General features: G+C 33.0%; 23 protein-coding genes. 12 read left to right on the forward strand and 11 right to left on the reverse strand.

Annotation, left to right across the window (positions count from 1 at the left end):
- Position 1: 1 nt before the first annotated feature.
- The 4 genes from proB (at position 2) to CL818_RS02540 (ending at position 6541) form a co-directional block, all read left to right on the forward strand.
- Complete coding sequence (gene proB, locus CL818_RS02525; protein ID WP_013188271.1) at positions 2 to 793, forward strand: glutamate 5-kinase; 792 nt, start codon at positions 2 to 4, stop codon at positions 791 to 793.
- A gap of 30 nt (positions 794 to 823) precedes the next feature.
- Positions 824 to 2023, forward strand: a complete 1200-nt coding sequence (locus CL818_RS02530) for a glutamate-5-semialdehyde dehydrogenase (RefSeq protein WP_272973997.1) — start codon at positions 824 to 826, stop codon at positions 2021 to 2023.
- A 231-nt stretch (positions 2024 to 2254) separates the two neighbouring features.
- Positions 2255 to 5857: a chemotaxis protein CheB gene (locus CL818_RS02535; RefSeq protein WP_286971395.1), complete on the forward strand. Its 3603-nt coding sequence runs from the start codon at positions 2255 to 2257 to the stop codon at positions 5855 to 5857.
- 33 nt (positions 5858 to 5890) lie between these two features.
- Entirely contained in the window at positions 5891 to 6541 is a 651-nt protein-coding gene (locus CL818_RS02540; protein WP_286971396.1) for an HAD family hydrolase, read from the forward strand.
- Here CL818_RS02540 and CL818_RS02545 read toward each other — a convergent pair.
- From CL818_RS02545 to CL818_RS02565, 5 genes are all read right to left on the reverse strand, one after another.
- Positions 6530 to 6943: a DUF6691 family protein gene (locus CL818_RS02545; RefSeq protein ID WP_272973992.1), complete on the reverse strand. Its 414-nt coding sequence runs from the start codon at positions 6941 to 6943 to the stop codon at positions 6530 to 6532. The two genes, CL818_RS02540 and CL818_RS02545, sit on opposite strands and share 12 nt — an antisense overlap.
- 3 nt (positions 6944 to 6946) lie before the next feature.
- A complete protein-coding gene (locus CL818_RS02550) occupies positions 6947 to 7504 on the reverse strand; it encodes a YeeE/YedE family protein (protein ID WP_286971399.1) in 558 nt (185 codons plus the stop codon).
- 1 nt (position 7505) lies between these two features.
- Entirely contained in the window at positions 7506 to 8852 is a 1347-nt protein-coding gene (locus CL818_RS02555) for an MBL fold metallo-hydrolase (protein WP_286971401.1), read from the reverse strand.
- A gap of 72 nt (positions 8853 to 8924) precedes the next feature.
- On the reverse strand, positions 8925 to 9728 hold the full coding sequence (locus tag CL818_RS02560) for a sulfite exporter TauE/SafE family protein (protein ID WP_286971404.1): 804 nt from the start codon (positions 9726 to 9728) through the stop codon (positions 8925 to 8927).
- A 71-nt stretch (positions 9729 to 9799) separates the two neighbouring features.
- Complete coding sequence (locus tag CL818_RS02565) at positions 9800 to 10432, reverse strand: Crp/Fnr family transcriptional regulator (protein WP_272973989.1); 633 nt, start codon at positions 10430 to 10432, stop codon at positions 9800 to 9802.
- Between the two features lie 136 nt (positions 10433 to 10568).
- On the opposite strand from CL818_RS02565, the gene CL818_RS02570 reads away from it, so the two are divergent.
- The 5 genes from CL818_RS02570 (at position 10569) to CL818_RS02590 (ending at position 13478) form a co-directional block, all read left to right on the forward strand.
- On the forward strand, positions 10569 to 12125 hold the full coding sequence (locus CL818_RS02570) for an NAD(P)/FAD-dependent oxidoreductase (RefSeq protein ID WP_286971406.1): 1557 nt from the start codon (positions 10569 to 10571) through the stop codon (positions 12123 to 12125).
- 61 nt (positions 12126 to 12186) lie between these two features.
- The gene (locus tag CL818_RS02575) at positions 12187 to 12351 is read left to right on the forward strand and encodes a Lacal_2735 family protein (protein WP_272973987.1); all 165 of its coding nucleotides are present in this window, start codon (positions 12187 to 12189) and stop codon (positions 12349 to 12351) included.
- Between the two features lie 8 nt (positions 12352 to 12359).
- Entirely contained in the window at positions 12360 to 12779 is a 420-nt protein-coding gene (locus tag CL818_RS02580; protein ID WP_272973986.1) for a DUF2452 domain-containing protein, read from the forward strand.
- 59 nt (positions 12780 to 12838) lie between these two features.
- Positions 12839 to 13285 (forward strand): hypothetical protein, encoded by a 447-nt coding sequence (locus CL818_RS02585; protein WP_272973985.1) that lies wholly within the window; start codon positions 12839 to 12841, stop codon positions 13283 to 13285.
- Positions 13275 to 13478: a helix-turn-helix transcriptional regulator gene (locus CL818_RS02590; protein WP_272973984.1), complete on the forward strand. Its 204-nt coding sequence runs from the start codon at positions 13275 to 13277 to the stop codon at positions 13476 to 13478. The genes CL818_RS02585 and CL818_RS02590 overlap by 11 nt, the downstream gene beginning before the upstream one ends.
- 29 nt (positions 13479 to 13507) lie before the next feature.
- Here the strand turns inward: CL818_RS02590 and CL818_RS02595 are convergent, their stop codons facing one another.
- From CL818_RS02595 to mnmE, 3 genes are all read right to left on the reverse strand, one after another.
- Positions 13508 to 13654, reverse strand: coding sequence for a hypothetical protein (locus tag CL818_RS02595; RefSeq protein ID WP_013188257.1), 147 nt, complete (start codon positions 13652 to 13654; stop codon positions 13508 to 13510).
- A gap of 95 nt (positions 13655 to 13749) precedes the next feature.
- A complete protein-coding gene (locus tag CL818_RS02600; protein WP_286971412.1) occupies positions 13750 to 14178 on the reverse strand; it encodes an FKBP-type peptidyl-prolyl cis-trans isomerase in 429 nt (142 codons plus the stop codon).
- A gap of 170 nt (positions 14179 to 14348) precedes the next feature.
- Positions 14349 to 15758, reverse strand: a complete 1410-nt coding sequence (gene mnmE, locus CL818_RS02605; protein WP_272973983.1) for a tRNA uridine-5-carboxymethylaminomethyl(34) synthesis GTPase MnmE — start codon at positions 15756 to 15758, stop codon at positions 14349 to 14351.
- A gap of 95 nt (positions 15759 to 15853) precedes the next feature.
- Here mnmE and CL818_RS02610 point away from each other — a divergent pair, with 95 nt between their 5' ends.
- Positions 15854 to 16192 (forward strand): DUF4870 domain-containing protein, encoded by a 339-nt coding sequence (locus tag CL818_RS02610; protein WP_013188254.1) that lies wholly within the window; start codon positions 15854 to 15856, stop codon positions 16190 to 16192.
- A gap of 1 nt (position 16193) precedes the next feature.
- Here the strand turns inward: CL818_RS02610 and CL818_RS02615 are convergent, their stop codons facing one another.
- The 3 genes from CL818_RS02615 to CL818_RS02625 form a co-directional block, all read right to left on the reverse strand.
- A complete protein-coding gene (locus tag CL818_RS02615) occupies positions 16194 to 18482 on the reverse strand; it encodes a TonB-dependent receptor family protein (RefSeq protein WP_272973982.1) in 2289 nt (762 codons plus the stop codon).
- An 87-nt stretch (positions 18483 to 18569) separates the two neighbouring features.
- On the reverse strand, positions 18570 to 19688 hold the full coding sequence (gene dnaN / locus CL818_RS02620; RefSeq protein ID WP_041241024.1) for a DNA polymerase III subunit beta: 1119 nt from the start codon (positions 19686 to 19688) through the stop codon (positions 18570 to 18572).
- A 132-nt stretch (positions 19689 to 19820) separates the two neighbouring features.
- Positions 19821 to 20282: an Lrp/AsnC family transcriptional regulator gene (locus CL818_RS02625; protein ID WP_219360059.1), complete on the reverse strand. Its 462-nt coding sequence runs from the start codon at positions 20280 to 20282 to the stop codon at positions 19821 to 19823.
- Between the two features lie 163 nt (positions 20283 to 20445).
- Between CL818_RS02625 and CL818_RS02630 the strand changes: the two genes are divergently transcribed.
- Entirely contained in the window at positions 20446 to 21645 is a 1200-nt protein-coding gene (locus tag CL818_RS02630; RefSeq protein ID WP_272973981.1) for an aminotransferase class I/II-fold pyridoxal phosphate-dependent enzyme, read from the forward strand.
- Positions 21646 to 21704: 59 nt separating this feature from the next.
- Positions 21705 to 23210, forward strand: coding sequence for a Na+/H+ antiporter NhaC (gene nhaC / locus CL818_RS02635; RefSeq protein ID WP_013188249.1), 1506 nt, complete (start codon positions 21705 to 21707; stop codon positions 23208 to 23210).
- The last annotated feature ends 67 nt before the right edge of the window (positions 23211 to 23277 follow it).

Below are 23277 nucleotides of genomic sequence, written 5' to 3' on the forward strand. Positions count from 1 at the left end.
CATGAAAACTCAAAAAAACACCATGGATAATAAGAGAGTAGTTATAAAAGTAGGAACCAACGTGATGACCAATAAAGACAATCGCATATTAGGTCCTGTATTAAACGAACTCGTAAGACAAATAGCAGAATTATATGAGAATAATATTTCACCAATATTAGTGTCATCTGGATCTGCCATTGCAGGAATGGAAGTGTTAGGAGATTGTAAAGCAACAGACCCATCAACAAGAAGACAAATATTTTCTTCTGTTGGTCAACCTCGTATGATGCGCCATTACTATAGTTTATTTCATGATTACGGTATGCGCTGTGCACAAGTATTAGCTACCAAGCGAGATTTTGCACCAGGTAAGCATAGAGAAAATATGATAAACTGTTACGAAGGATTAATTAATGAAGGTATTGTTCCTATTGCAAATGAAGATGACGCAGTATCACTTAAAATGTCAATGTTTAGTGATAATGATGAATTGGCAAGTTTAGTAGCAGAGCTTACAAATGCAGATGCCTTAATCTTATTAACAGATACAGACGGACTTTATACAGGTCATCCAGATGATGATGATTCTGAAAAGTTAGATAAAGTAAATGTGGAAGAAAATGTAGAACAATATGTGCAAGCTTCAGAAAAATCTGAAGGCGAAGGACGTGGCGGAATGAAGTCTAAGCTAAAGATTGCAAAGGCTACTGCTAAGAAAAACATTCCAACATTTATAGCAAACGGAAAGCGTAAAAATGTAATAGTAGAGCTGTTGGAAGGAAAAGATATCGGAACCAAGTTTTACGCATAAACAAGGAAAATTTAATTAGAAAGAACGACTATGAAATTGATAAACACAGAATTAAAGAATAACGTTTTAGGATCTATGATGAGAATCTTAGATGAAAGACGCGAGGATATACTAACTGCAAATAAGAAAGACCTTGATGCTTTTAATAAAGACGATCAAGCCTTATATGACAGGCTAGTTGTTAATGACAAAAAGATTGATGGGATGATACAGGCAATAGCCGAAGTAAAGTCTCAAGATGATCCTGTGAGTAATGAAATCTCTAATACAACGTTAGACAATGGTTTAAACATTGTAAATAAAACAGCACCATTTGGTACCATCATGATCATTTATGAATCTAGGCCAGATGTAACTATAGAGGCTGCAGTACTTGCATTTAAAGCCAATAATAAGATATTACTTAAAGGTGGTAAAGAAGCACATGAAAGTAATGTTGTCTTGGTTGAGTGCTGGCACCAAGCATTACAAGAAAACAAATTACCAAAAGATTGGATTAAAATGTTGGTAATGAATCGCACAGAAACTCAGGAGTTCTTGAAAAATCCAACAGAACCATTAGACCTTATAGTACCAAGAGGTGGTGAACGCCTAATTGCATTTGTAAAAGAACATGCTAAATGTGCTGTATTGGTAAGTGGTAGAGGTAACAACTTCTTATATGTAGATAAAGATGCAGACTGGAAAAAAACTCTGGAAGTTATTATTAATGCTAAGACAGATAAAATTTCAGGATGTAATGCTTTAGATAAAGTTTTAGTAGATAAGAATATTGAAGACTACGAGTCTAAATTAAAAGATTTAGATAAAACATTATCTAGCTTAGGTGTTGAGATAATTGTAGATAAAAATGTAAACACTATCTTATCTGAGCGCGATTTAATCTCTAAAGATGAGGTGTGGTTTGAAGAGTTTTTAGCTATGAAAATTGCTATAGGAGAAGCTGATGGAATTGAAGATGCAATTTCAAAAATAAACACCTATAGTGGTGGACACTCAAGTGCAATACTAACTGAAGATAAAGCCGTTGCTACGCACTTTATGGAAAATATTGATACCGCTGCAGTATACCATAACGCGTCAACCAGATTTACAGATGGCGGCCAAATGGGTGTAGGAGCAGAGCTCGCAATAAGTACAGACAAGTTGCACCACAGAGGACCACTAGGTCTTAAACAATTGGTAACCAATAAATACTATGTATTTGGAGATGGACAAGTAAGAGTTTAATCTCATTTAAAATTATGTATAAAAAGGCATCAAGATATTCTTGATGCCTTTTATTCTTTACAGTTATATTAAATCAGTTTTTTCTCGAAAAATGAATTAATCATTTACATTTGTTAAAAAAATTGTAAATTGAATTTATTAATGTTAAAAATTTCACATTATTTATTTTAATGTGCTGATTTTCAAATTGTTATAATTTAGTTTATTTTAACTGATAATCAAAGTCTTCCATTGAATAATATTCCAGATAATCATATACTTGTTGCTGTAGGTGCAAGTGCAGGTGGCTTAGAAGCTTTAAACAGCTTTTTTTATAATGTCCCAGAAGATAGTGACTATACGTACTTAATAGTGCAACATTTGTCTCCAGACCATAAAAGTCTTATGGCAGAGTTGTTAGCTAAAAAGACTAAAATACCAATTACAGAAATAAAGCATGATGCAGAGATAGAGCGAAATCATATTTATGTAATTCCGCCATCTAAGAATCTTGTAATTGAAAATAAACACCTTAAATTATTAGACAAACCAAAAGGGCAACAGCTTAACTTACCTATTGATATACTTTTTGAATCTTTAGCTAAAGAATACAGGCAAAATGCTGTAGGTGTAATATTAAGTGGTACTGGTAGTGATGGCTCTAGAGGAATTCGTTATATAAAAGAAGAAGGTGGCTTAGTCTTGGTACAACAGCCAGAACAAGCAAAATTTGATGGTATGCCTCAAAGTGCTATAAATACTGGATTTCCAGACTTTGTAGTGCCTGTGGAGGATATGAGTAATGAAATTATAAGCTATTTTGACAGTAGTAACATCTTAAGCATCACACAAGATTTCACTAATATAGATGACTCTGCACTAAGAGATATATTAAACTTACTTAAAAGCAAGACAGCGCTAGACTTCAATCTTTACAAAAGGCCAACATTATTACGCCGTATTATTAGGCGAATGAGAATGCTACAAATAGGATCATTAAGAGATTACTACAAGTATTTAAAGGACAGTAAAGATGAGGTAGATATTATTTATAAAGAATTTTTAATTGGAGTTACAAAGTTTTTCAGAGATGAAGAAATGTGGCGTCTTCTTGAAAATAATGTGATACCTAAATTAGTAGCAGATAAACAAGATAATGATATTCTCAAAATTTGGGATGTAGCATGTAGTACTGGAGAAGAAACTTATTCTTTGGCAATCTTGTTTTTAGAAGAAATTGCTAAACAGAAAAAACGCATAGAGCTTAAAATATTTGCAACAGATATTTCTCAATTTCATTTAGATATTGCCAGTAAAGGCGAATATAGCAAAAGCACTCTGGTAGATGTAGATCCAGAATATCTAGCCAGATATTTTAAAAAGGATGATGATACCTTTAAAATAGCAGAATCTGTAAGGCGCACCGCAATATTTTCAAATCATAACATTCTAAAAGATCCACCTTTTAATAAGGTAGATATGGTAATGTGCAGAAACCTATTAATTTATTTTCAGAATGATGTACAGCAAAAAGTGTTTAAAGTATTGCACTTTAGCTTAAAACTAGAAGGTTATTTAGTTTTAGGATCTAGCGAAAGTTTAGGTAATGAAGGCGATAACTTTGACACTATTAGTAGAAAGTGGAAAATTTTCAAAAACCTAAAAGTTTCCAGAGGCTTAAGAACAGAAACTTTACATTCTTCTAGTGACAGAAAGTTTAGAAACAAAAGAAGAACAAACCCAGATATCGTTGCTAATTCTAATATGAAGCAACGAAAAATAGAAGAACTATTAAGCTCATCTATTTTAGAACAGTTTAATGCTACGAGTATTTATATAGATGAAGATTATAACATCTTAGAAGCACGTGGTAACTTTAGGAAATTTGCAAATCTACCTAACTCAGGTTTTACAACTAACCTGCTTAAAATGCTTCCTGAAGAATTTAAAATACCACTAACAACTAGTGTAAAACGATCTAAACGCCTTAAGGATAAGCATGTCATTTCAGAGCGAATCATTTTTGTAAATGATGATGGTCAAACAGCTGTAGATCTAAGAGTACTTCCAATATCAGATGATAATTCAAATAGAGTAACAGAGTTTGTGGTATCACTAATGGATCAAAACATTGAGAGTGTTAATGAAACTGTTATTGAGCGCACAAGTATTAGTGAAAGTGCCTCATTACGAATAAAAGATCTCGAGGAAGAAATAGATCATGTTCAAGATGAATTAAATAAAGCTATAGAGGAAACAGAGACGAGTAACGAGGAGTTACAAGCTACTAATGAAGAGTTATTGGCTAGTAATGAAGAGTTGCAAAGTACAAATGAAGAGCTACAAAGTGTAAATGAAGAATTGCATACCGTAAATGCAGAGCATATTCAAAAACTTGACGAATTAGGTGCTCTAAACGAGGATATTAATAACTTACTAACAAGTACCAATTTAGGCGTAATTTTCTTAGACTCTAAGTTAAGAATACGAAAGTTTACGCCAGCTATTAAAGAACATTTTGATTTATACCAAGCAGATGTAGGAAGGCACATAGATAATTTTGTTGTAAGTTTTGGAGAGAACAACACAAACAATATTGTAACTAATGCAGAACGTGTTATTAATACAGGAAAAGTATTTGAAAAGAAAATAATAAGCAAAGGCAAACGTCACTTTTTACAACGCATATCTCCATTTATTACAACCGCTGGAGAAGCTAATGGTGCAGTAATCACATTTATAGATATAGAGAGTATTCATAAATCTCAAGAAGAACTAAGAAGAAGTCAATCTAAGTTTAAAGATTTTTATGAAAATGATCCTGTAATGCATGCTAGCATAAGTCCAGATAGCGGAAACATTGTGGATTGCAATAAAATATTTTATAAAACTTTAGGGTTTAAAAACAAAAAAGAGATTTTAAACAAATCTATCTTTCAATTTTATAATGATCAATCTAAAATAAAGGCAAGCGATTTAATTACTGAAATAAAAAACACAGGTGAGGTTCAAAATGAAGACATGACCTTGGTTTCTATGGATGGCAGAGAAATACACGTGTTACTAAACTCCAAGCTTACAAAAAATATTCACGGAGAAACAATAACTATGGGAACACTCTTAGATATTACAGCTCTTAAAGAAACAGCAGATAAGTTAGCCAAGAGACAATTAGATTTAGAGATGGCTAACAATGAGTTAGAGCAATTTGTGTCTATTTGTTCTCACGATTTAAAAGAACCACTAGCAACTATTCGATTTGGAAGTGAAATGCTGGACAAAAACTTTAGCCACCAACTCGAATCAAAAGGTAAAGAATACATAAGGTATATTCATGAAGCTGCCGGACGTTTGGCAAATCAAATAAATGCTCTACTTGAGCATAGTAGAATAGGGCAAAACAGTGAAAAGCAAGATGTAGATTTAAAACAAGTGTTAGATACTGTTGTTATGGATCTTGCTAAAAGTATAAATGACTGTAAAGCAAAAATTTCTATCGGTAAACTCCCAACTATTAAAGGGTATGAGGTAGAGTTGAGGTTACTATTCCAAAACTTACTTTCTAATGCTTTAAAGTATTNCAANAAAGGTGTTACTCCAGATATTAGAATATCNTATTTTAAAGATAATGATCATTATATCTTTTCTGTGAATGATAATGGTATTGGTATTGAAGAAATAGATCTAGAAAACATATTTAAAATNTTCAATAAAATACATAGAAANGATAATATTGAAGGTACAGGAATAGGCTTAGCCCATTGTGACAAGATTGTAAAACTGCACGATGGTAAAATTTGGGTAGATTCTCAACCTGGCGTAGGAAGNACTTTCCATTTTAAGCTTAAGGCTTAATAAATAATCTTAGTTTTGCGTAAAACTTAAGCAATGATCAAGGCAATTTTATTTGATATGGATGGTGTTATTGTAGATACNGAACCTCTACATAAAAAAGCCTATTNCAAGATGTTTGAAGATTTTAGCCTACCCGTTTCTAAANCACTTTATGAGTCGTTTACAGGGCAATCTACCCTAAATATCTGTAAGCGATTGGTAGATGAATTTAAAGTAGATCACGCTCCAGAAGAATTAGTTGCTAAAAAACGCCTTCATTTTAAGTATNTATTTGANAATGATGAGAGCCTTCANCTTATTTCTGGTGTNGAAGACTTAATTAAAGATTATTANGCTAACGGTCTNACNTTAGTATTAGCTTCTTCAGCATCTATGCCTAATATTAACAGGATTTTCGAAAGGTTNAATTTAAATCAATATTTTGTAGCCAAGTTAAGTGGTGCAGACCTTAAAGAGTCTAAACCCAATCCTGAGATATTTGTAAAGGCAGCCGAGGCATCTGGACAACCCAAAGAAAATTGCTTAGTAATCGAAGACTCAACTAACGGTATTAAAGCAGCAAAAGGTGCTGGTATTTATTGCGTAGGTTACGATAGCAAACACTCTACAAACCAAGACTACAGTTTAGCAGACAAAGTGATTTCAGATTNTAANGAAATTTCTTTTGCNAACTTAATGAGGTAACTTAGTCCTTAATACACCATAAAGAAGAGTTCCCAATAACGCCCCAACAATTACAATTAGAATAGGCCAATATCCTGCGCCTATAAGAACATACATTGGTCCTGGACACGCGCCAACCAAAGCCCAACCTAAACCAAAAAAGATACCACCAACCAAATATCTTGTAACGCTAAATTCTTTAGGCGTTGGGTTTATTGCTGCTCCATTAAGAGCTTTAATTTCTTTCTTCTTTATTAAATAAAGGCCAGCAACACCAAGTATAACTGCAGATGCAATTATGCCATACATATGAAATGATCCTAATTGAAACATTTCATAGATTCTAAACCAAGACGCAGCTTCAGACTTGTAAAGAACTATTCCAAAAAGAATACCTATACCTAAAAATGAAATAAATCTCATAACTTAAAATATTAATGGAAATAGTAAATGAATCATAAGTAAACCACCAATAAAAAACCCTATTACAGCTATTAGAGATGGTGTTTGTAAGTTACTTAACCCAGAGATAGCATGTCCAGANGTACAACCACCAGCATACCTTGCNCCAAACCCAACNAATAAACCACCAATTAATAAAATTAGGATGTTAAATGGATTGTCTAAAGCTTCAGCAGAAAAAATCTCTTTTGGTAAGTAAGAACTGTTTACACTATTAAAGTTGTAATCTTCTTGCAGTTGNGTAGCAATTACAGGGTTTATGGTAACTACATTATTCGAGAAAAATGTTGACGCCAAAAANCCACCAATTACAACTCCTAGGACGACAGTAAGATTCCAAATATTTGCTTTCCAATTAAACTTAAAAAAGTCTGCAAATTTTTCGGCACCCATAGCAGAACACATTGTTCTTAAATTAGAAGACATCCCAAAAGATTTACCNGCAAATAGTAATAAAAACATCACCAATGCTATAAGAGGCCCAGAAACATACCAAGGCCAAGTGTCATATATAAAATCCATATTAACTAAAATCTTTTACTGCATCACTAAGATCATACACAGCTATTTCATCTGTATCTAACTCAGCTAAAATNATGCTACTTCCTGCAGCGCTACGATAACCACCAGCACAATGAACTATAATTGGACTTATAGTTGGAATAGCCTTAATATTCTCTCTTAATTCATGTAATGGAATATTAATAGCCTGAGGAAATAATTTTTGATTTGCGACTTCGCTTTTATTTCTGATATCAACAATAGTATACGTGTCTGGATANTTTTTAAAATGCTTTAAATCTAATTTTTTAGACGTAGAGAAGTCTTCTTTAGCTAGGGTTATAAAGCCTTTAATTTGCTTTTCATATCCAATTTTGGTTACACGTTCGTAAATTGAAGCTGCTTGATTAGAATTTTCTAAAACAATATAAAACTCTTCATCAGGATTAACTATNGAGCCTAACCAAGTTTCAAATTTAGAAGTNGGTGACATAGCCATGATGTTATAACTTCCCTTTAAATGNTTGTCTTTAAAGTTTTTCTCATCGCGTATATCTATTATTAGAGCATCTGTTGGAGCAACTTTAGTTTTATAATACTCTATAACACCCTTAAAGTTTTCATCATAATTTGATGCACCATCTTTATTAATAGAAACCGCCTTATTAAAATACTTTGGTATAAATGGTTGATCGTCTAATAATTCAGACATAAANTCACCTTCGTTTTTTACATTAAAGGCCCAGTTGCTTAACCTTTCNTTTCCTAATGTAGAAGAAGTAGAGTTGGAGCTCATCCCTTTTCCGCAAAGTGAACCTGCACCATGAGCAGGATATACTAAGGCGTGNTCTGGCAGTTCTGCATATACCTTGTTAATAGTCTTGTACATGCTTTTAGCCATTGCNTTTCGTGTAGCTTTTAAATGGCCAGAACCTTCTCGAAGATCTGGTCTCCCAACATCGCCTACAAAAAGTGTGTCTCCTGTAAATAAAGCAACATCTTCACCTTGTGTAGCAATTACTGTAATACTATCTGGAGAATGGCCAGGAGAGTTTACTGCAGAAAATTCAATATCACCAATTGTAACGGTATCTCCAGAATCAAAAGTCTTATGTGGGTAATCTGCGTTTACCTTTTCACTGGTATAAATTGTAGCNCCAGTTTCTTTATGAATTTGCAAATGAGAGCTCACAAAATCTGCATGTGGATGAGTTTCAAAAACAGCCACAATTTTAGCATTATGCTTTTTTGCTAAGGCGTAATATTGGTATGGGTTTCTTTCTGGATCTANAATGGCAATTTCATCATTGCTTATAATTGCGTAGGAAAAATGAGAAAGCGGTTTGTATGTAAATTGTATAATATTCATGCAAGAGATTTTATGCAAAAATACAGTTCATATCTTGACATTTTTGTAACTTTTGTTACAGAGAACTTAGATTTATTTGAATATAGATTCTTTTAGAATTATATATATTCCCATAACTAGAACAAACCAACCAAATCCCTTTTTTAATTTTTTGCCATCTATAAAATTATTTAGCCAAATGCCTATAAAAATACCAGCGACAGATAAGCTNGAAAATAGGATAAGGAAACTCCATTCGATATCTAAATTTTGAATGTCTCCAATAAATCCTATTAAAGACTTTATGGCTATTATGAGTAATGANGTAGCTACGGCCTTCTTCATTGGCAATTTAGCAAACAACACTAATGCTGGAATAATTAAAAAACCGCCACCAGCACCAACTATTCCTGTAAGCACTCCAACTACAGCACCTTCAATTAAAATAAGAGGATAATTAAATTTAATTTTTTCGTCTTGTGCTGTTGTTTTCTTTTTATCCCTAATCATAGTTATTGCCGCAATGAGCATGATTAGAGCAAAGAATATCATTATAGCTATATTCTTAGTCACTATAAAATCACCTAAACTAAATAATGTGTCTGGAATNGCTGGTACTAAATACTTTCTAGTTAAATACACTGCTATAAAAGCAGGAATAGAAAANACAATAGCTGTTTTAATATCTATTAACCCTTTTTTNAAGTTTTTAATAGCGCCAACTAATGCTGTNGTNCCNACNACAAATAAAGAGTAAGCAGTAGCTGTTACNGGNTTAATATAAAGTAAATAAACAAGTATAGGAACAGTTAAAATTGAGCCACCACCACCAATAAGACCTAANACAATNCCTATAAGCAATGCACTTAAGTAACCTAATATNTGTAANACATCCATAGTAGCAATTTAAAGTTGCAAAACTAAAGGTTTAATTTAAAGATGTAAGTAACATTAGTTACTTAGGTGAATTATTTACTTAAAATATAAATTTTATTGCGTTCTAACTTAATTTCACCTTCTTGCTCTAGAGTTTTTAAAAGTCTAGAAATTACAACTCTAGAGGTATTAAGATCAAAAGCAATTTCTTGATGAGTAATTTTAATGGTGTTAGATTTATTTACTTCCGCCTTGTTGCTCAAGTAATGTAACAATCTTTCGCTTGTATTAGAAAATGCAATAGTGTCAATGGTATCTAATAGTTCAATAAATCTTTCGTGATAGTTTTCAAATACAAACTTTCGCCAAGATTTATACTTTGAGATCCAAATTTCAATTTGATCTACTGGTAATAATACCATTGAGGTTTCGGTTTCTGAAACCGCCTTAATTTCACTCTTATGATGCCCAATAAAATAAGACAATGTCATAGCGCAACTTTGTCCTCGTTTTAAAAAATAAAGAAACAACTCATCATTATTTTTATCTATACGTGAGATTTTTATTGCACCATCAATTATTAAAGGCATATGGCGCATATATTCGCCAAAGTCCATAAGTAACGTATCTTTAGGATAGGTTTTAATTTCACCTATTTTTATAATTTCCTCCAGAAGGTCGGCTTCAAATATAGTTTGATAATGTTTGGTAATTATGTCTCTCATATACTGTAAAGATACTCCTACAAATGCACAAATGTTAAATTTTTATTTAAAAGATATCAAGAGAATTGAAAATTTAAAGTCTATGCTTTGTGCTCAAAACGTTTCAATAGCTATTTAATTTATATTTGCAGTAATTATGAGCAGACTCGTACAAATTCAATTAGCTCCAGAAAAGCAAGACGATCATAACTATATTTTAGAATTAGCTTTAGAAAAAGCTAAGCTACAAATGAGTAAAGTTTGTGATTGGCGTATAAGAAAACGATCTATAGATGCAAGAAGAGCACCTGTAAAGTTAAATCTTCAGATAGAATTCTGGCTAAAAGGTGAAGTTAAAGAAAAGATTACTTCATTTACTCCTAAAGCAGTTTCAGATGCTGTTGAGGTTATTATAATAGGCGCTGGCCCTGCAGGATTGTATGCTGGTCTTAGAGCTGTTGAAGCAGGTTTAAAACCAATTATCTTCGAACGAGGAAAAGATGTAAGAGAGCGCAGACGTGATCTAGCTAAAATCAACAAAGAGCACCTTGTAAATCCAGAAAGTAATTACTGCTTTGGAGAAGGTGGTGCAGGAACCTATTCAGATGGTAAATTGTACACGCGCTCAAAAAAACGAGGTAATGTTCTTAAAGCATTAGAGTGGTTTGTACATTTTGGAGCAGATGAAGATATTTTGGTAGATGCGCACCCACATATAGGAACCAATAAGCTTCCAAAGATTATCACAGCTATGCGAGAAGCTATTGTAGATGCTGGAGGTGAAGTTCATTTTAACTCTAAACTAACCGATGTTTTAATTGAAGATAAAGCAATAAAATCTGTCGAGATTAATAATGATACTTGGTTTAATGCAGCTCATGTTATACTTGCAACTGGACATTCAGCCAGAGACATTTTCTACTTACTACACGATAAACAAATAACTATTGAAGCAAAACCATTTGCTATTGGAGTACGTGTAGAGCATCAACAGGAATTAATAGATACGATACAATATCATGGAGATCAAGATAACCCGTATTTACCACCAGCATCTTACGCCTTAGTAGAGCAAATAGACGGTATGGGCGTTTACTCTTTTTGTATGTGTCCTGGTGGCATTATAGCGCCTTGCGCAACAGAACCTGGTGAAGTTGTGACTAATGGTTGGAGTCCTAGCAAGCGTAATAATCCCTATGCAAATTCTGGTATCGTTGTAAGTGTTACGCCTAAAGATCTTCCAAACTATTCCAAAGACAACCCGTTTGTATGTTTGGAGTTTCAACAAGAGGTTGAAAAAGCTTGTTGGGAAGCTGCAGGAAAAACACAGCAAGTACCTGCACAACGTATGGTAGATTTTGTTGAAGGTAGAGTGTCTAAAGATTTGCCTAAAACGTCTTACCAACCTGGATTAACATCTTTAGATCTTAATACAGTATTGCCAGATTTATTATCTGTACGACTACAAAAAGCGTTTAAGGCATTTGGCAAAAAGATGAAAGGATATTATACAAATACAGCTGTATTACACGCACCAGAAAGTAGAACATCTTCACCGGTTTCAATTCCTCGAGATACGGAAACGTTGGAGCATATTGAAATAAGCGGTTTATATCCTTGTGGCGAAGGAGCAGGATATGCAGGTGGCATTATTTCTGCAGCTATTGATGGAATTAATTGTGTTGATGCAATTGCAAAACTCTATAAACTATAATATTGTTTAGTCTTTTTAGTTAATGACTAAACAAAACTGTATCTTTACTAAAAGATACGTTATGTTTGGATTATTTAAGAAATCGACTGAGAAAGAGAAGCTTCAAGCTAAATATGCAAAGCTAATGGAGCAAGCACACAAGCTATCTAAATCTAATAGAAGGGCAAGTGATGCAAAAGTTGCTGAAGCTGAAGAACTTTTACATAAAATGGAAAATTTAGAATAAGCTAAAGGATGTCTAAAAAAAAGAAACCAGATAACGTTGTATTTAATGAAGCAGATCAAAAATATGATGCCAGCTTAAAAACCTATGCAACAAATCTTGGTGCTCCGCAAATAACTTCACTCGATACCACAGCTTGGAAAAACAGGAGCATAAATAAAGTTAACCATAAGATTAAGACAAAATTCTCTGAGTTGCAGAATGCTTACGAAGCTATGCTTAAGGAATATGAGTACAATCAATTAATTTACCAATCTAAGTTTTCTTTTGAACCTGTAGTTGGCGAAACGTACCACTTATACAGACGTAAAAACTCAGAAACTTTTTTATCTATCATTGCGCCACACCAATGTAATTTTGATTTTGTGGGAAGTTTTAAATTAAATGCAGACTCTATTTGGGAACGTGTTGAAAATAAAGATGATAAATAGTTGTAATATATAAAATGTTAAGTTAGCTTTACGTAAAGTAAACTTTACAAAATATTACTATGTTCAAATTGTTATCACACCGCTATAAAAAGATTGGTTTAATAATAGCGCCTATTGGTTTATGCCTTTGGATTTTTATGCAATTGGGGTTTGTTTCAAAACTTTCACAGTTATTAGGAATAACAGACGCCACTATTTTAAATATGAGTGTTGCTATTCTTGGTTTTTTTACCTTCTTATTTGGAACTTATGCTTTAGCATTTTCAAAAGAAAAAGTAGAAGATGAAATGATTAAGAATGTAAGGTTAGAGTCTTTTCAGTTTGCTGCCTTACTACAAATGATAGCTTTAGTATTGGGTATTATGGTTATTGGTTTTATGAACAACCCACCAAAAGATGCTGGTGTAATGCTATTTCTTAGTATTGCAATCCTCTTTTTTTGGATTACTTATATACTTCGTTTTAACTACATTATTCATTTTAGAATCTTTAGGTATGAAAAATAATGTAAAGGAGGTAAGAAAAACAAAAAAGGTAACTCAAGTAGATTTGGCTGAGTATCTTAATGTTTCACGACAAACTATTATTTCAATAGAGTCTGGTCGTTATGTGCCTTCAACTGTTTTATCACTTAAAATTGCCAAGTGTTTTGAGACTACGGTCGAATCGTTATTTGTATTAGAAGACAGTGATTTTTAAATGAAGTTTGGTACTATTATTATGTTGTGCTATTCTTCTTTAGCGCTTTTAATTATTGCTTTTAAACGTGCTTTACGAGCATCTTCCTTCTCACGTTTCTTATCCTTTTTCTGCTTTAGGAGTTTGGTGTGAAGAGCTTTATTTTTCCCGTTCTTAATTTTACCTTTTTTAGACATGTTGTAAAATTAACTATTTTAATGTTGAGATTATATTTAAACTAAAAAAGCCCAGATAAAATACCTGAGCTTTCTAATATAATTGTAAAGGTAAATTACTTAATCTCTACTAATTCAAGATCAAATACTAAATCTTTACCAGCAAGTGGGTGATTTGCATCTACAACAATATGATCATCGTTTACCTCTGCAACTCTTAGTTGTCTTTCAGAACCATCAGGGTTCTTAGAAACTAATCCCATTCCTACTTCTGGCTTAATTTCCTGTGGAAGTTGGTCTTTAGGAACTGCCTGAAATAATTCTTTCTGAATATCTCCATAAGCTTCATCTTTAGGAATATTTATTGTCTTTTTTTCTTCAACCTTCATGTCAATGATTCCTTTTTCAAAACCAGGAATAAGCATACCTTGACCTAAAGTGAATTCTAAAGGCTCTCTGTCTACAGAGCTATCAAAAACTTGTCCGTCTTGAAGCTTTCCTGTGTAATGTACTTTTACAGTATCATTTTCTTTTACTTGACTCATGTCGTTTGTTTTATCGTTTATAAGTTGTGCAAAGCTAAGGGCTTAATTTCTAATAGAAAGTATTTAGCCAATAATCTTGAGGAATTGGGTAAAACTTAACTAATTAAAGTCCTTTTTTTAACAAGTAAGTAATAAATGAAGGTAAAAACTATCTTTTATACAATAATAGCCTACTTTCCGATGCAGAAATTTGCAAATATATTACCTAGCAATTCGTCATTGGTAACTTGTCCTGTAATTTCTCCAAAGTGAAATAATGCTTGACGAATATCAATAGCCATAAGATCACTTGGTAAATTAGCATTTAAGCCATCTTGAACCTTGTTTATTTCTTCTAAAGCTTTTAATAAAGCGTCGTAATGGCGTGAATTGGTTATTATGGTATCATTGTTTTTTAATGCTCCAGTATTCACAAAATCTAACAGTGTTGTTTGTAACTCTTCAATACCTTGTCCTGTTTTAGCAGATATAGGAAGTAGGTGCGTAGTATGCGGTTTTAAATTGTCTATTAAATTTTGAATTTCGCTATCTTGTAAAGCATCAATTTTATTGGCAATGACTAAAAGTGGTTTCTGCGGAAATCTATTTTTTATCTTTTCAACTTCAACTTTAAGATTTTTAATCCTTATAGCGTCATTTTTAATTAAACTCGCATCGAACAAATAGACGGTTACTTGACTTTTTTCAATTTTCTCGAAGGTTTTTTTAATACCTAAACCTTCAATCACATCTTTTGTTTCACGTATACCAGCAGTATCAATAAACCTGAAACCAATACCACCAATGCTTATTTCATCTTCAATAGTATCTCTGGTCGTTCCAGCGATATCACTAACAATAGCGCGTTCTTCATTTAAAAGTGCATTAAGTAATGTAGATTTTCCTACGTTTGGTTCTCCAACAATTGCGATAGGAATCCCGTTTTTTATAACGTTTCCAGTTGCAAAAGAGTCTATAAGACGTTTTAAAACGGTCTGTATTCTTGTTACCAAATTTTGAAATTCGTCTCGATTAGCAAACTCTACATCTTCTTCAGCAAAATCTAATTCAAGTTCTATTAATGAGGCGAAATTTAATAATTCTTCTCTTAGCTTAGCAATTTCGGTTGAAAAGCCACCTCGCATTTGTTGTAATGCCAATTGGTGAGACGCTTCATTATCACTTGCAATAAGATCTGCTACAGCTTCTGCTTGGCTAAGGTCCATCTTGCCATTAATAAATGCACGCAAGGTAAACTCACCAGGATTAGCTGCACGACAACCTTTTCTTAATAACAGTTGAATAATTTCCTGTTGAATATAATGACTACCATGACAAGAAATTTCAACAGTAGGTTCTCCAGTATAAGATTTGGTTCCTTTAAAGACAGAAACCAAGGCCTCATCAATAATTTTTGCGTTGTCTTTAACATCACCTAAATGTATTGTATGAGAGTTTACATCTTTTAGTTGCTTCCCACTTTTAGCAGAAAATAACGGGTTTACAATTTCTATGGCATCTTTACCTGAAACTCTTATAATGGCAATTGCACCTGCGCCAGATGCTGTTGCTAATGCTACAATGGTGTCATTAATTTTCATCTAGCAAAAGTACTAAATTAGAAGTCAAGATAAAGTGTAACAAAATAGAGATTAGTACGTCATATAAGTACATCAATCAATTAAAATCAACTATCATGAGAGAAGACAAATCATTACTCGTTATTACGCATTTAAGTCAATTATTAACCTATATTACTGGTATTGGCGGTTTAATTGTACCACTTATTATCTGGGCTTTTAAGAAAGATGAAGTATTTGCTTTAGACCAACAGGGAAAAGACATAGTAAACTTTCAAATAAGTATTATTATTTACAGTATTATATGTATTCCACTTATTCTGTTATTTGGTTTAGGTATTTTAGGTCTTATAGGAATAGGTTTAATCGCCCTAATTTTTCCTATACTTAATGCAATTAGGGTTAGTAATGGCGAAGAGGTAAAGTACCCATTAACTATACAAATTCTTAAATAAGTTAAAAATTATAGTTTAAAGATAAACTAGCAAAATAATGGCGAGGCAAACCTGGATAGTAGTATCTAGGTAGGCTATTTCCAAAAGAAGAGGCGTTAATTAATATTGAAGATGCATAAGCTGTATCTGTCACGTTATTAACGCCTCCTTTTACTTCTAGACTTAATTTTTCATTAAAAGACTGTTTGTAACCACCACTTAATCTTAGTGTTGTATAATCTTCGGCATAAAGTGTATTAGCATCTGTTATTGGTTGTTCTCCAATATATTGTAACTGTGAAGAGAAGAAAAAACCACTTGTATGTTGTAAAGAAATACCAGCATTTATTTTTTCTGATGGTACTCCTGTTAAATCGTTTCCAGAAAAGTCTGAGTCTCCATCTACAAAGTCTATAAATTTATGGGCGTTAAACTCCGCATTTACAAAGGTTTTAAATTGAAGCTGTTCAACTATATTTTGCTTGTAGTCTATTGATATTTCTATGCCTTTATGGTCTGTTTGTCCTGCATTTCTGCCAATAAATTGATCGTTACCCACACGTTCTGCAACCAGTAAGTCGTTTACTGATAGGAGGTAAGCAGCAGCATTAATGTGTAAGCGTTGTTTAAGTAAAGACAATGTTGTGCCTACTTCATAATTCCAGCCAATTTCCGGACCTATATCTGTATTTATAATACCATCTGGTGTAAGAGTTTCCTCCAAACTTGGGTAATTAAATCCTCTACTAATGTTTAAATACGTAGTTACAGTATTATTAAGCTTGTAAAGCAAACTAAGATTTGGAGCAACAATAATATCAAATTCTCTGTCTGCACTTGTGTTAGCTTCAGCTTCATTAAAATTGTCATCTAAGTTGTAAGAAGCTTTATTTAAATGCAAACCTATTTCTGCCGTTAGTTTTTCTGTAATTGGTAAAGTACTTGTTCCAAACAGTTGAAGCTGTGATCTAATCTCTGTATTATCACTTAATAAACTACCTTCTAAGCTTCCATTACCATTATTGTCTTCATATAAATTTTCAGTTGTAGTCACTACATAGTGGTCTTGGTTAAACTCTGCTCCAAAACTTAAATTTGCACTTTTCTTGTTAAGGTTAAATGTATTTGCAAAAACTGTTCGAACGCCATAAGTATTTGTAATTTCTGCAAGTATATTAAAAGGTCTAGGCTCATAATGATCTAAATAACTATAATATACATTAGTGGCATTACTCCAAGAATCTGAAATATTAGAGGAAAGGCCGAGTCCTACTAATGTTTGCCTATTGTCTTCAAAACCTTGAGATTGTGCCCATGTAAATGCAGCTTGCGTCGGGGCTTCATTAAAATCTGTAAGATTTAGAGAACTAGGAATTTGGGCAAAGTTATTTATATGTTGCACCAAACCATTTATGGTAAATGTTTTATTTAAAGTGTATGACGTGTTTATAAATAATGCATTCCTATTATAACGATTGTTTTCTCTATAGCCTTCATGTTCTTGGTGATCTGCATTTAAATGTAATGAAAGTTTGTCTTCCTTCAAGTTTAAGGATAAACTCTCTTTAAACAACTCGAATGAGCCAATGGTTACCGTATTTTTTAAAGCTAAACCTTCCTTTTTGGGGTCTTTAGAGTTTAACAATAATGTACCTCCAAGATTAGCACCATATTGGGTAGCTTTTGGCCCTTTAATAATTTCTATACTAGCAATATCTTGCGTGTTAAAAATATCGATAGCTGTTTCGCCTACACCATTAGTAATGGGAAACCCATTAAAGTAGGCTCTAATCTTATTGGTGCCAAATAATGTTCTGGAACCAATACCACGAATAGTGATTCTATTTGTGTTAATTGCTCCGCGCTGAATATAAACACCACTTGTTTCGTTTATGGCATCTACTAAATCTATTGGTGAGCCTTGGGCAATACTTTCTGTGGTAACAGATGTTGTAGGTATTAAAACCTTACTTTCTTTTTGATAGGTAGATGCGAGAATTACTGTATTAAGCTCCTCTTCAGCTTTTGAAAGAACTACAGTATATTTAAATGTATTGGGTGAAATTTTAAGGCTTACAGGTTTAAAGTCTTTTAAAGTTAATCTTAAAATAAACTCTTCAGTAGACGGATTTTTAAAAGAAAGAATGCCTTTATCGTTGGAGGTGGCTATTACATTAGAAGATTTATAGGCTATTACATCTTCGAGAGCTATGTTATCTTCAGAAACTATAAGAATTTCAGTATTGTTGATTTGGGCGTAAGTGGTAGCTATTGCAAAAAAGCTAAGCACTACTAAAAGGTGGCGCATCATTAAGCAGTTTTTTTAATAAAGATAAGGTCTTAAACCAAAAGAATCTGCTAAAAGCAGATTCTTTATACTATGATAATGTGAGTTAGGTTAGCTGTTAAGCATAACAGGCATAACAAGCATTGTAACTAATTCGCCTTCATCTAATCCATCAACTGGAGTTAGGATACCTGCGCGATTAGGTAAGCTCATTTCTAACTGAACTTCGTTAGCATTAAGATTGTTTAGCATTTCACTTAAGAAACGGCTATTAAAACCAATTTGCATATCATCTCCTTGATAAGCACAAGTTAAACGCTCTTCTGCTTTATTAGAGTAATCTATATCTTCTGCAGAAATATTTAACTCGCTACCAGCAATTTTTAAACGTACTTGGTGAGTGGTCTTGTTAGAGAAAATAGACACACGTTTTACAGAGTTTAAAAATTGAGATCGGTCTATAGTTAATTTGTTTGGGTTCTCTTTTGGTATTACAGCTTCGTAATTTGGATACTTACCGTCTATTAAACGACAGATAAGCTCTACATTATCAAAAGTGAAGCGTGCATTACTTTCATTATACTCAACAGTAACATCACTATCACTTCCTGCTAAAATTCCTTTTAATAAAGTTAAAGGTTTTTTAGGCATAATGAATTCAGCTTCATTTGTAGCAGAAACATCTGTGCGAGAATATTTAACAAGCTTGTGAGCATCTGTAGCTACAAACGTTAAGCCGTCTTTAGCAAATTGAAAAAAGACACCGCTCATTACTGGTCTTAAATCGTCATTACCAGATGCAAAGATAGTTTTGCTTATTGCTGTTGCTAGTACATCTCCATTTAGTACTGTTTGGCTAGGGTCTTCTAGAGCAACTGCATTAGGAAACTCTTCACCATCTGCATAGGCAACCGCGTATTTACCGTGGTTAGAGCTTATTTCAATAGTATTATTATCTTCTTTAACGAAGGTAAGTGGCTGTTCTGGAAACGTTTTTAATGTATCTAAAAGTAAACGAGCAGGAACGGCAATACTTCCTTGGCTATCACTTTCTACATCTATAGTAGAAACCATAGTGGTTTCAAGGTCTGATGCAGATATCTTTAATGAGTTGTTGTCTAACTCAAAAAGAAAGTTATCTAGGATAGGTAAAGTATTACTAGTATTAATAACGCCGCCTAAAACTTGAAGTTGTTTCAATAAATAGGTACTGGAAACGATAAATTTCATGTGCTTAATGTAGAAAATTAAATGTTAACAAATATATCTTTTCTGTATGTAAAACAGAATGTAATCAACATAGAGTTATTAACACAAAATAACAGCATTTGTTACTAAATACCATAGGTAATTATAAGGCTTTTAAGTAATAGGAATTGCAGTAGAATCTTTTACAGTGTTCATAACAAAACTACTTTTAGTGCTCCCTAAATATTTAAGAGATGTTAATTTCTTAACCATGAACTGTCTAAAGGCTTTCATATTGGGAACTAAAACCTTAATTAAGTAATCATTATCACCACTAACGTGAAAGCAAGATACCACTTCAGGAAATTTAAGGATGTCTGTTTCAAAAGCTTTTACAATATCTTCTGTATGTTGCACTAAACTCACTTGGCAAAATACTGTAAGCTTTGCATTTAATAATTCTGGATCTACTAATGCTACATAGTCTGTAATAATTCCTTCTCTTTCCAGTTTTTTAATTCGCTCATAAATTGCAGTTACCGAGAGATTTAGTTTAAGAGACAACGCTTTTGTAGTTTGTTTACTATCCTCTTGTAAAAGTTGTAGTATTTTTTTGTCTGTAGCATCTAGCGTCATAATGAAATTTTTATTGAAAAGTAATCGTATTTAGTAGTAAAATTAGATTAAAAGTTTGATTATTATTATATATGTAGAAAAAACATCTATAATTAATTGATATGATTGATTTATATTCATAAGCCATTTAGATTTGAAGCTTATTTTTTAATTTATTATAGTTATGGATTTCAACCCAGCAGACCGCATACAAGATTTACAATATTTTGGAGAATTTGGAGGAGTTAACCCATCAATTTCAGATTCATCTACTTACACCTTTCTATCAGCAAAGACGATGTTCGATACTTTTGAAGGCAATGCAGAAGGCTGTTATTTATATTCTCGACACTCAACACCATCTAATTTATATTTAGGTGAAGCTCTTGCGGCTATGGAAGGAACAGAGACTGCTAATGTTGCTGCTACTGGAATGGGAGCAATAACACCTGTGTTACTTCAGCTTTGTAAACAAGGTGATCACGTGGTTTCAAGTAGAACTATATATGGAGGAACATATGCATTTTTAAAAAACTTTACACCTAGGTTGGGTATTGAAACGTCTTTTGTAGACATTACAAAACTAGATCTTGTAGAAGCTGCAATTACAGAAGACACCAAAGTGTTGTATTGCGAATCTGTAAGTAATCCTTTACTTGAAGTGGCAGACATAAAAGGATTGGCAGCATTAGCTAAAAAATACAATTTAAAACTTGTGGTGGATAATACATTTTCACCTTTAAATATTTCTCCAGCAAAACTAGGTGCAGATTATGTTATACATAGTCTTACTAAATTTATAAATGGAAGTAGCGATACTATGGGTGGCGTAGTTTGCGGAGACCTTGAGTTTATAAATACACTAAGAAATGTAAATGATGGCGCGAGTATGCTTTTAGGAGCGGCTATGGACAGTTTAAGAGCGTCTTCTATTTTAAAGAATTTAAGAACACTTCATATTAGAGTGAAACAACACAGTAAAAATGCATTGTATCTAGCTCAAAAGTTTGAAAACGATGGCCTAAAAACTGTATATCCAGGATTGCAATCTCATCCTAGTCATGATTTGTTTAAAAGTATGATGAATGAAGAGTATGGTTACGGAGGAATGCTAACCGTTGATGCTGGAACCTTAGATAAAGCAAATACGTTGATGGAGCTTATGCAGGAGAAAAATTTAGGCTATCTAGCGGTATCATTGGGGTTTTATAAAACATTATTTAGCGCACCAGGAAGTTCAACCTCTTCTGAGATTCCAGAAGAAGAGCAAAAGGAAATGGGACTAAGTGATGGTTTAATTCGTTTTTCAATAGGTTTGGATAATAATATTGAAAGAACTTATGAGATGATGGTGAGCTGTATGAAGCAAGTAGGCGTTTTGTAAATCTACCTTGCATACCTCTTAACAAAATCGTAACATTGGTTGCTTAAAAATCTAACGCTATGGACAGCCAATCTAAAGACGCAAATAATCAAAATATTGTAGATAATAATCAATTAAATATATGGGAAGCTTTAATACCTGTATTTGCATTAGTTGGAATGTTATTTTATAATGTATTATTTGCTTTTGGAGATGATGCTTTAAGTGGTTCTAATCAATTTATTCTTTTATTAGGTGCTGCTGTTGCTGCAATTGTAGGATATTTTAATAAAGTTGGCTACGAGACTATGGTCGAGGAAGTGGCACAGAATATTAAATCTACAACAGGAGCTTTGCTTATTTTACTAATGGTAGGTTCCTTGGCTGGTACTTGGATGATTAGTGGTATTATACCCACTATGATTTATTATGGTATGCAGATTTTAAATCCTACAATTTTCTTGGCAGCTTGTGTAATAATCTGTGCAATTATATCAATAGCTACGGGAAGTAGTTGGACAACGTCTGCAACAGTTGGTATAGCGTTAATTGGTATTGCAGAAGCACTAGGAATATCTTTAGGAATGACAGCTGGTGCAGTATTATCTGGAGCCTATTTTGGTGATAAACTGTCGCCTTTAAGTGATACCACAAATTTAGCACCTGCTATGGCTGGGACAGATTTGTTCACGCATATTCGATATATGACGCTTACTACAGTGCCAACGATTATTGTAACACTTATTGTATTTATAATTATAGGATTAAATTTAGAGACTACAGGTACAACAGATACAGAAGGCATATTAACTTCTATTGATGCCGCCTTCAACATTTCACCTTGGTTATTTGCAGTGCCAATTATAGTTATTGCGTTAATTATAAAGAAAACCTCTCCGTTAATTGCATTGCTGTTGGGAACACTTTTAGGAGGTGCAGCAGCGTTAATCTTCCAGCCAGAAATTGTAACAGCTGTTGGTGGTGGCGATAGTCTAACTTTTGAAACCGCTTATAAAGGCGTTATGAATGCTATAACAGTAGATACTGCTGTTGCTACAGATAATGAAGCTTTAAATGAGTTATTCTCTGCTGGAGGTATGAGTGGAATGCTAGGTACTATTTGGTTAATAATTTGTGCAATGGTATTTGGAGGTGTTATGGATGCAATTGGAGCACTTGCAACAATTAGTAAGGCATTATTAAAATTATTCCACACAACTTTTGGTTTGTTTGCTAGTACTGTAGCAAGTTGTCTAGCTATAAATGTAACAGCGAGTGACCAATACTTAGCTATAGTTGTTCCAGGAAAAATGTATAGTAAAGCCTTTGCAGATAAAGGTTTAGCTCCAGAAAATTTATCAAGAACATTGGAGGATAGTGGTACTGTAACGTCTGTTTTAATTCCTTGGAATACTTGTGGAGCCTATCAAAGTGGTGTTTTAGGGGTTTCTGTGGCAGACTATTTTGTATATGCAATATTTAACTGGTTAAGTCCATTTATGACATTGTTATTTGCAGCTTTTAATATTAAGATTAGACAATTAACAGGAAAAGATAAAACAGGAAAGAAGACTGTAAGTATCTAATAATTTTTTCTAAATAAAGAATACAAAAAAAGGGATCTAATTAAAGATCCCTTTTTGTCTTAAGACT

This window comes from Croceibacter sp., assembly GCF_002716225.1.
Classification (GTDB): Bacteria; Bacteroidota; Bacteroidia; order Flavobacteriales; family Flavobacteriaceae; genus Croceibacter; species Croceibacter atlanticus.

Coding starts and splice junctions, on each gene's coding strand:
- proB (WP_013188271.1), top strand. CDS start 2: ATGAAAACTCAAAAAAACACCATGGATAATAAGAGAGTAGTTATAAAA.
- CL818_RS02530 (WP_272973997.1), top strand. CDS start 824: ATGAAATTGATAAACACAGAATTAAAGAATAACGTTTTAGGATCTATG.
- CL818_RS02545 (WP_272973992.1), bottom strand. CDS start 6,943: ATGAGATTTATTTCATTTTTAGGTATAGGTATTCTTTTTGGAATAGTT.
- CL818_RS02565 (WP_272973989.1), bottom strand. CDS start 10,432: ATGAGAGACATAATTACCAAACATTATCAAACTATATTTGAAGCCGAC.
- CL818_RS02570 (WP_286971406.1), top strand. CDS start 10,569: ATGAGCAGACTCGTACAAATTCAATTAGCTCCAGAAAAGCAAGACGAT.
- CL818_RS02575 (WP_272973987.1), top strand. CDS start 12,187: ATGTTTGGATTATTTAAGAAATCGACTGAGAAAGAGAAGCTTCAAGCT.
- CL818_RS02580 (WP_272973986.1), top strand. CDS start 12,360: ATGTCTAAAAAAAAGAAACCAGATAACGTTGTATTTAATGAAGCAGAT.
- CL818_RS02585 (WP_272973985.1), top strand. CDS start 12,839: ATGTTCAAATTGTTATCACACCGCTATAAAAAGATTGGTTTAATAATA.
- CL818_RS02590 (WP_272973984.1), top strand. CDS start 13,275: ATGAAAAATAATGTAAAGGAGGTAAGAAAAACAAAAAAGGTAACTCAA.
- CL818_RS02595 (WP_013188257.1), bottom strand. CDS start 13,654: ATGTCTAAAAAAGGTAAAATTAAGAACGGGAAAAATAAAGCTCTTCAC.
- CL818_RS02600 (WP_286971412.1), bottom strand. CDS start 14,178: ATGAGTCAAGTAAAAGAAAATGATACTGTAAAAGTACATTACACAGGA.
- mnmE (WP_272973983.1), bottom strand. CDS start 15,758: ATGAAAATTAATGACACCATTGTAGCATTAGCAACAGCATCTGGCGCA.
- CL818_RS02610 (WP_013188254.1), top strand. CDS start 15,854: ATGAGAGAAGACAAATCATTACTCGTTATTACGCATTTAAGTCAATTA.
- CL818_RS02615 (WP_272973982.1), bottom strand. CDS start 18,482: ATGATGCGCCACCTTTTAGTAGTGCTTAGCTTTTTTGCAATAGCTACC.
- dnaN (WP_041241024.1), bottom strand. CDS start 19,688: ATGAAATTTATCGTTTCCAGTACCTATTTATTGAAACAACTTCAAGTT.
- CL818_RS02625 (WP_219360059.1), bottom strand. CDS start 20,282: ATGACGCTAGATGCTACAGACAAAAAAATACTACAACTTTTACAAGAG.
- CL818_RS02630 (WP_272973981.1), top strand. CDS start 20,446: ATGGATTTCAACCCAGCAGACCGCATACAAGATTTACAATATTTTGGA.
- nhaC (WP_013188249.1), top strand. CDS start 21,705: ATGGACAGCCAATCTAAAGACGCAAATAATCAAAATATTGTAGATAAT.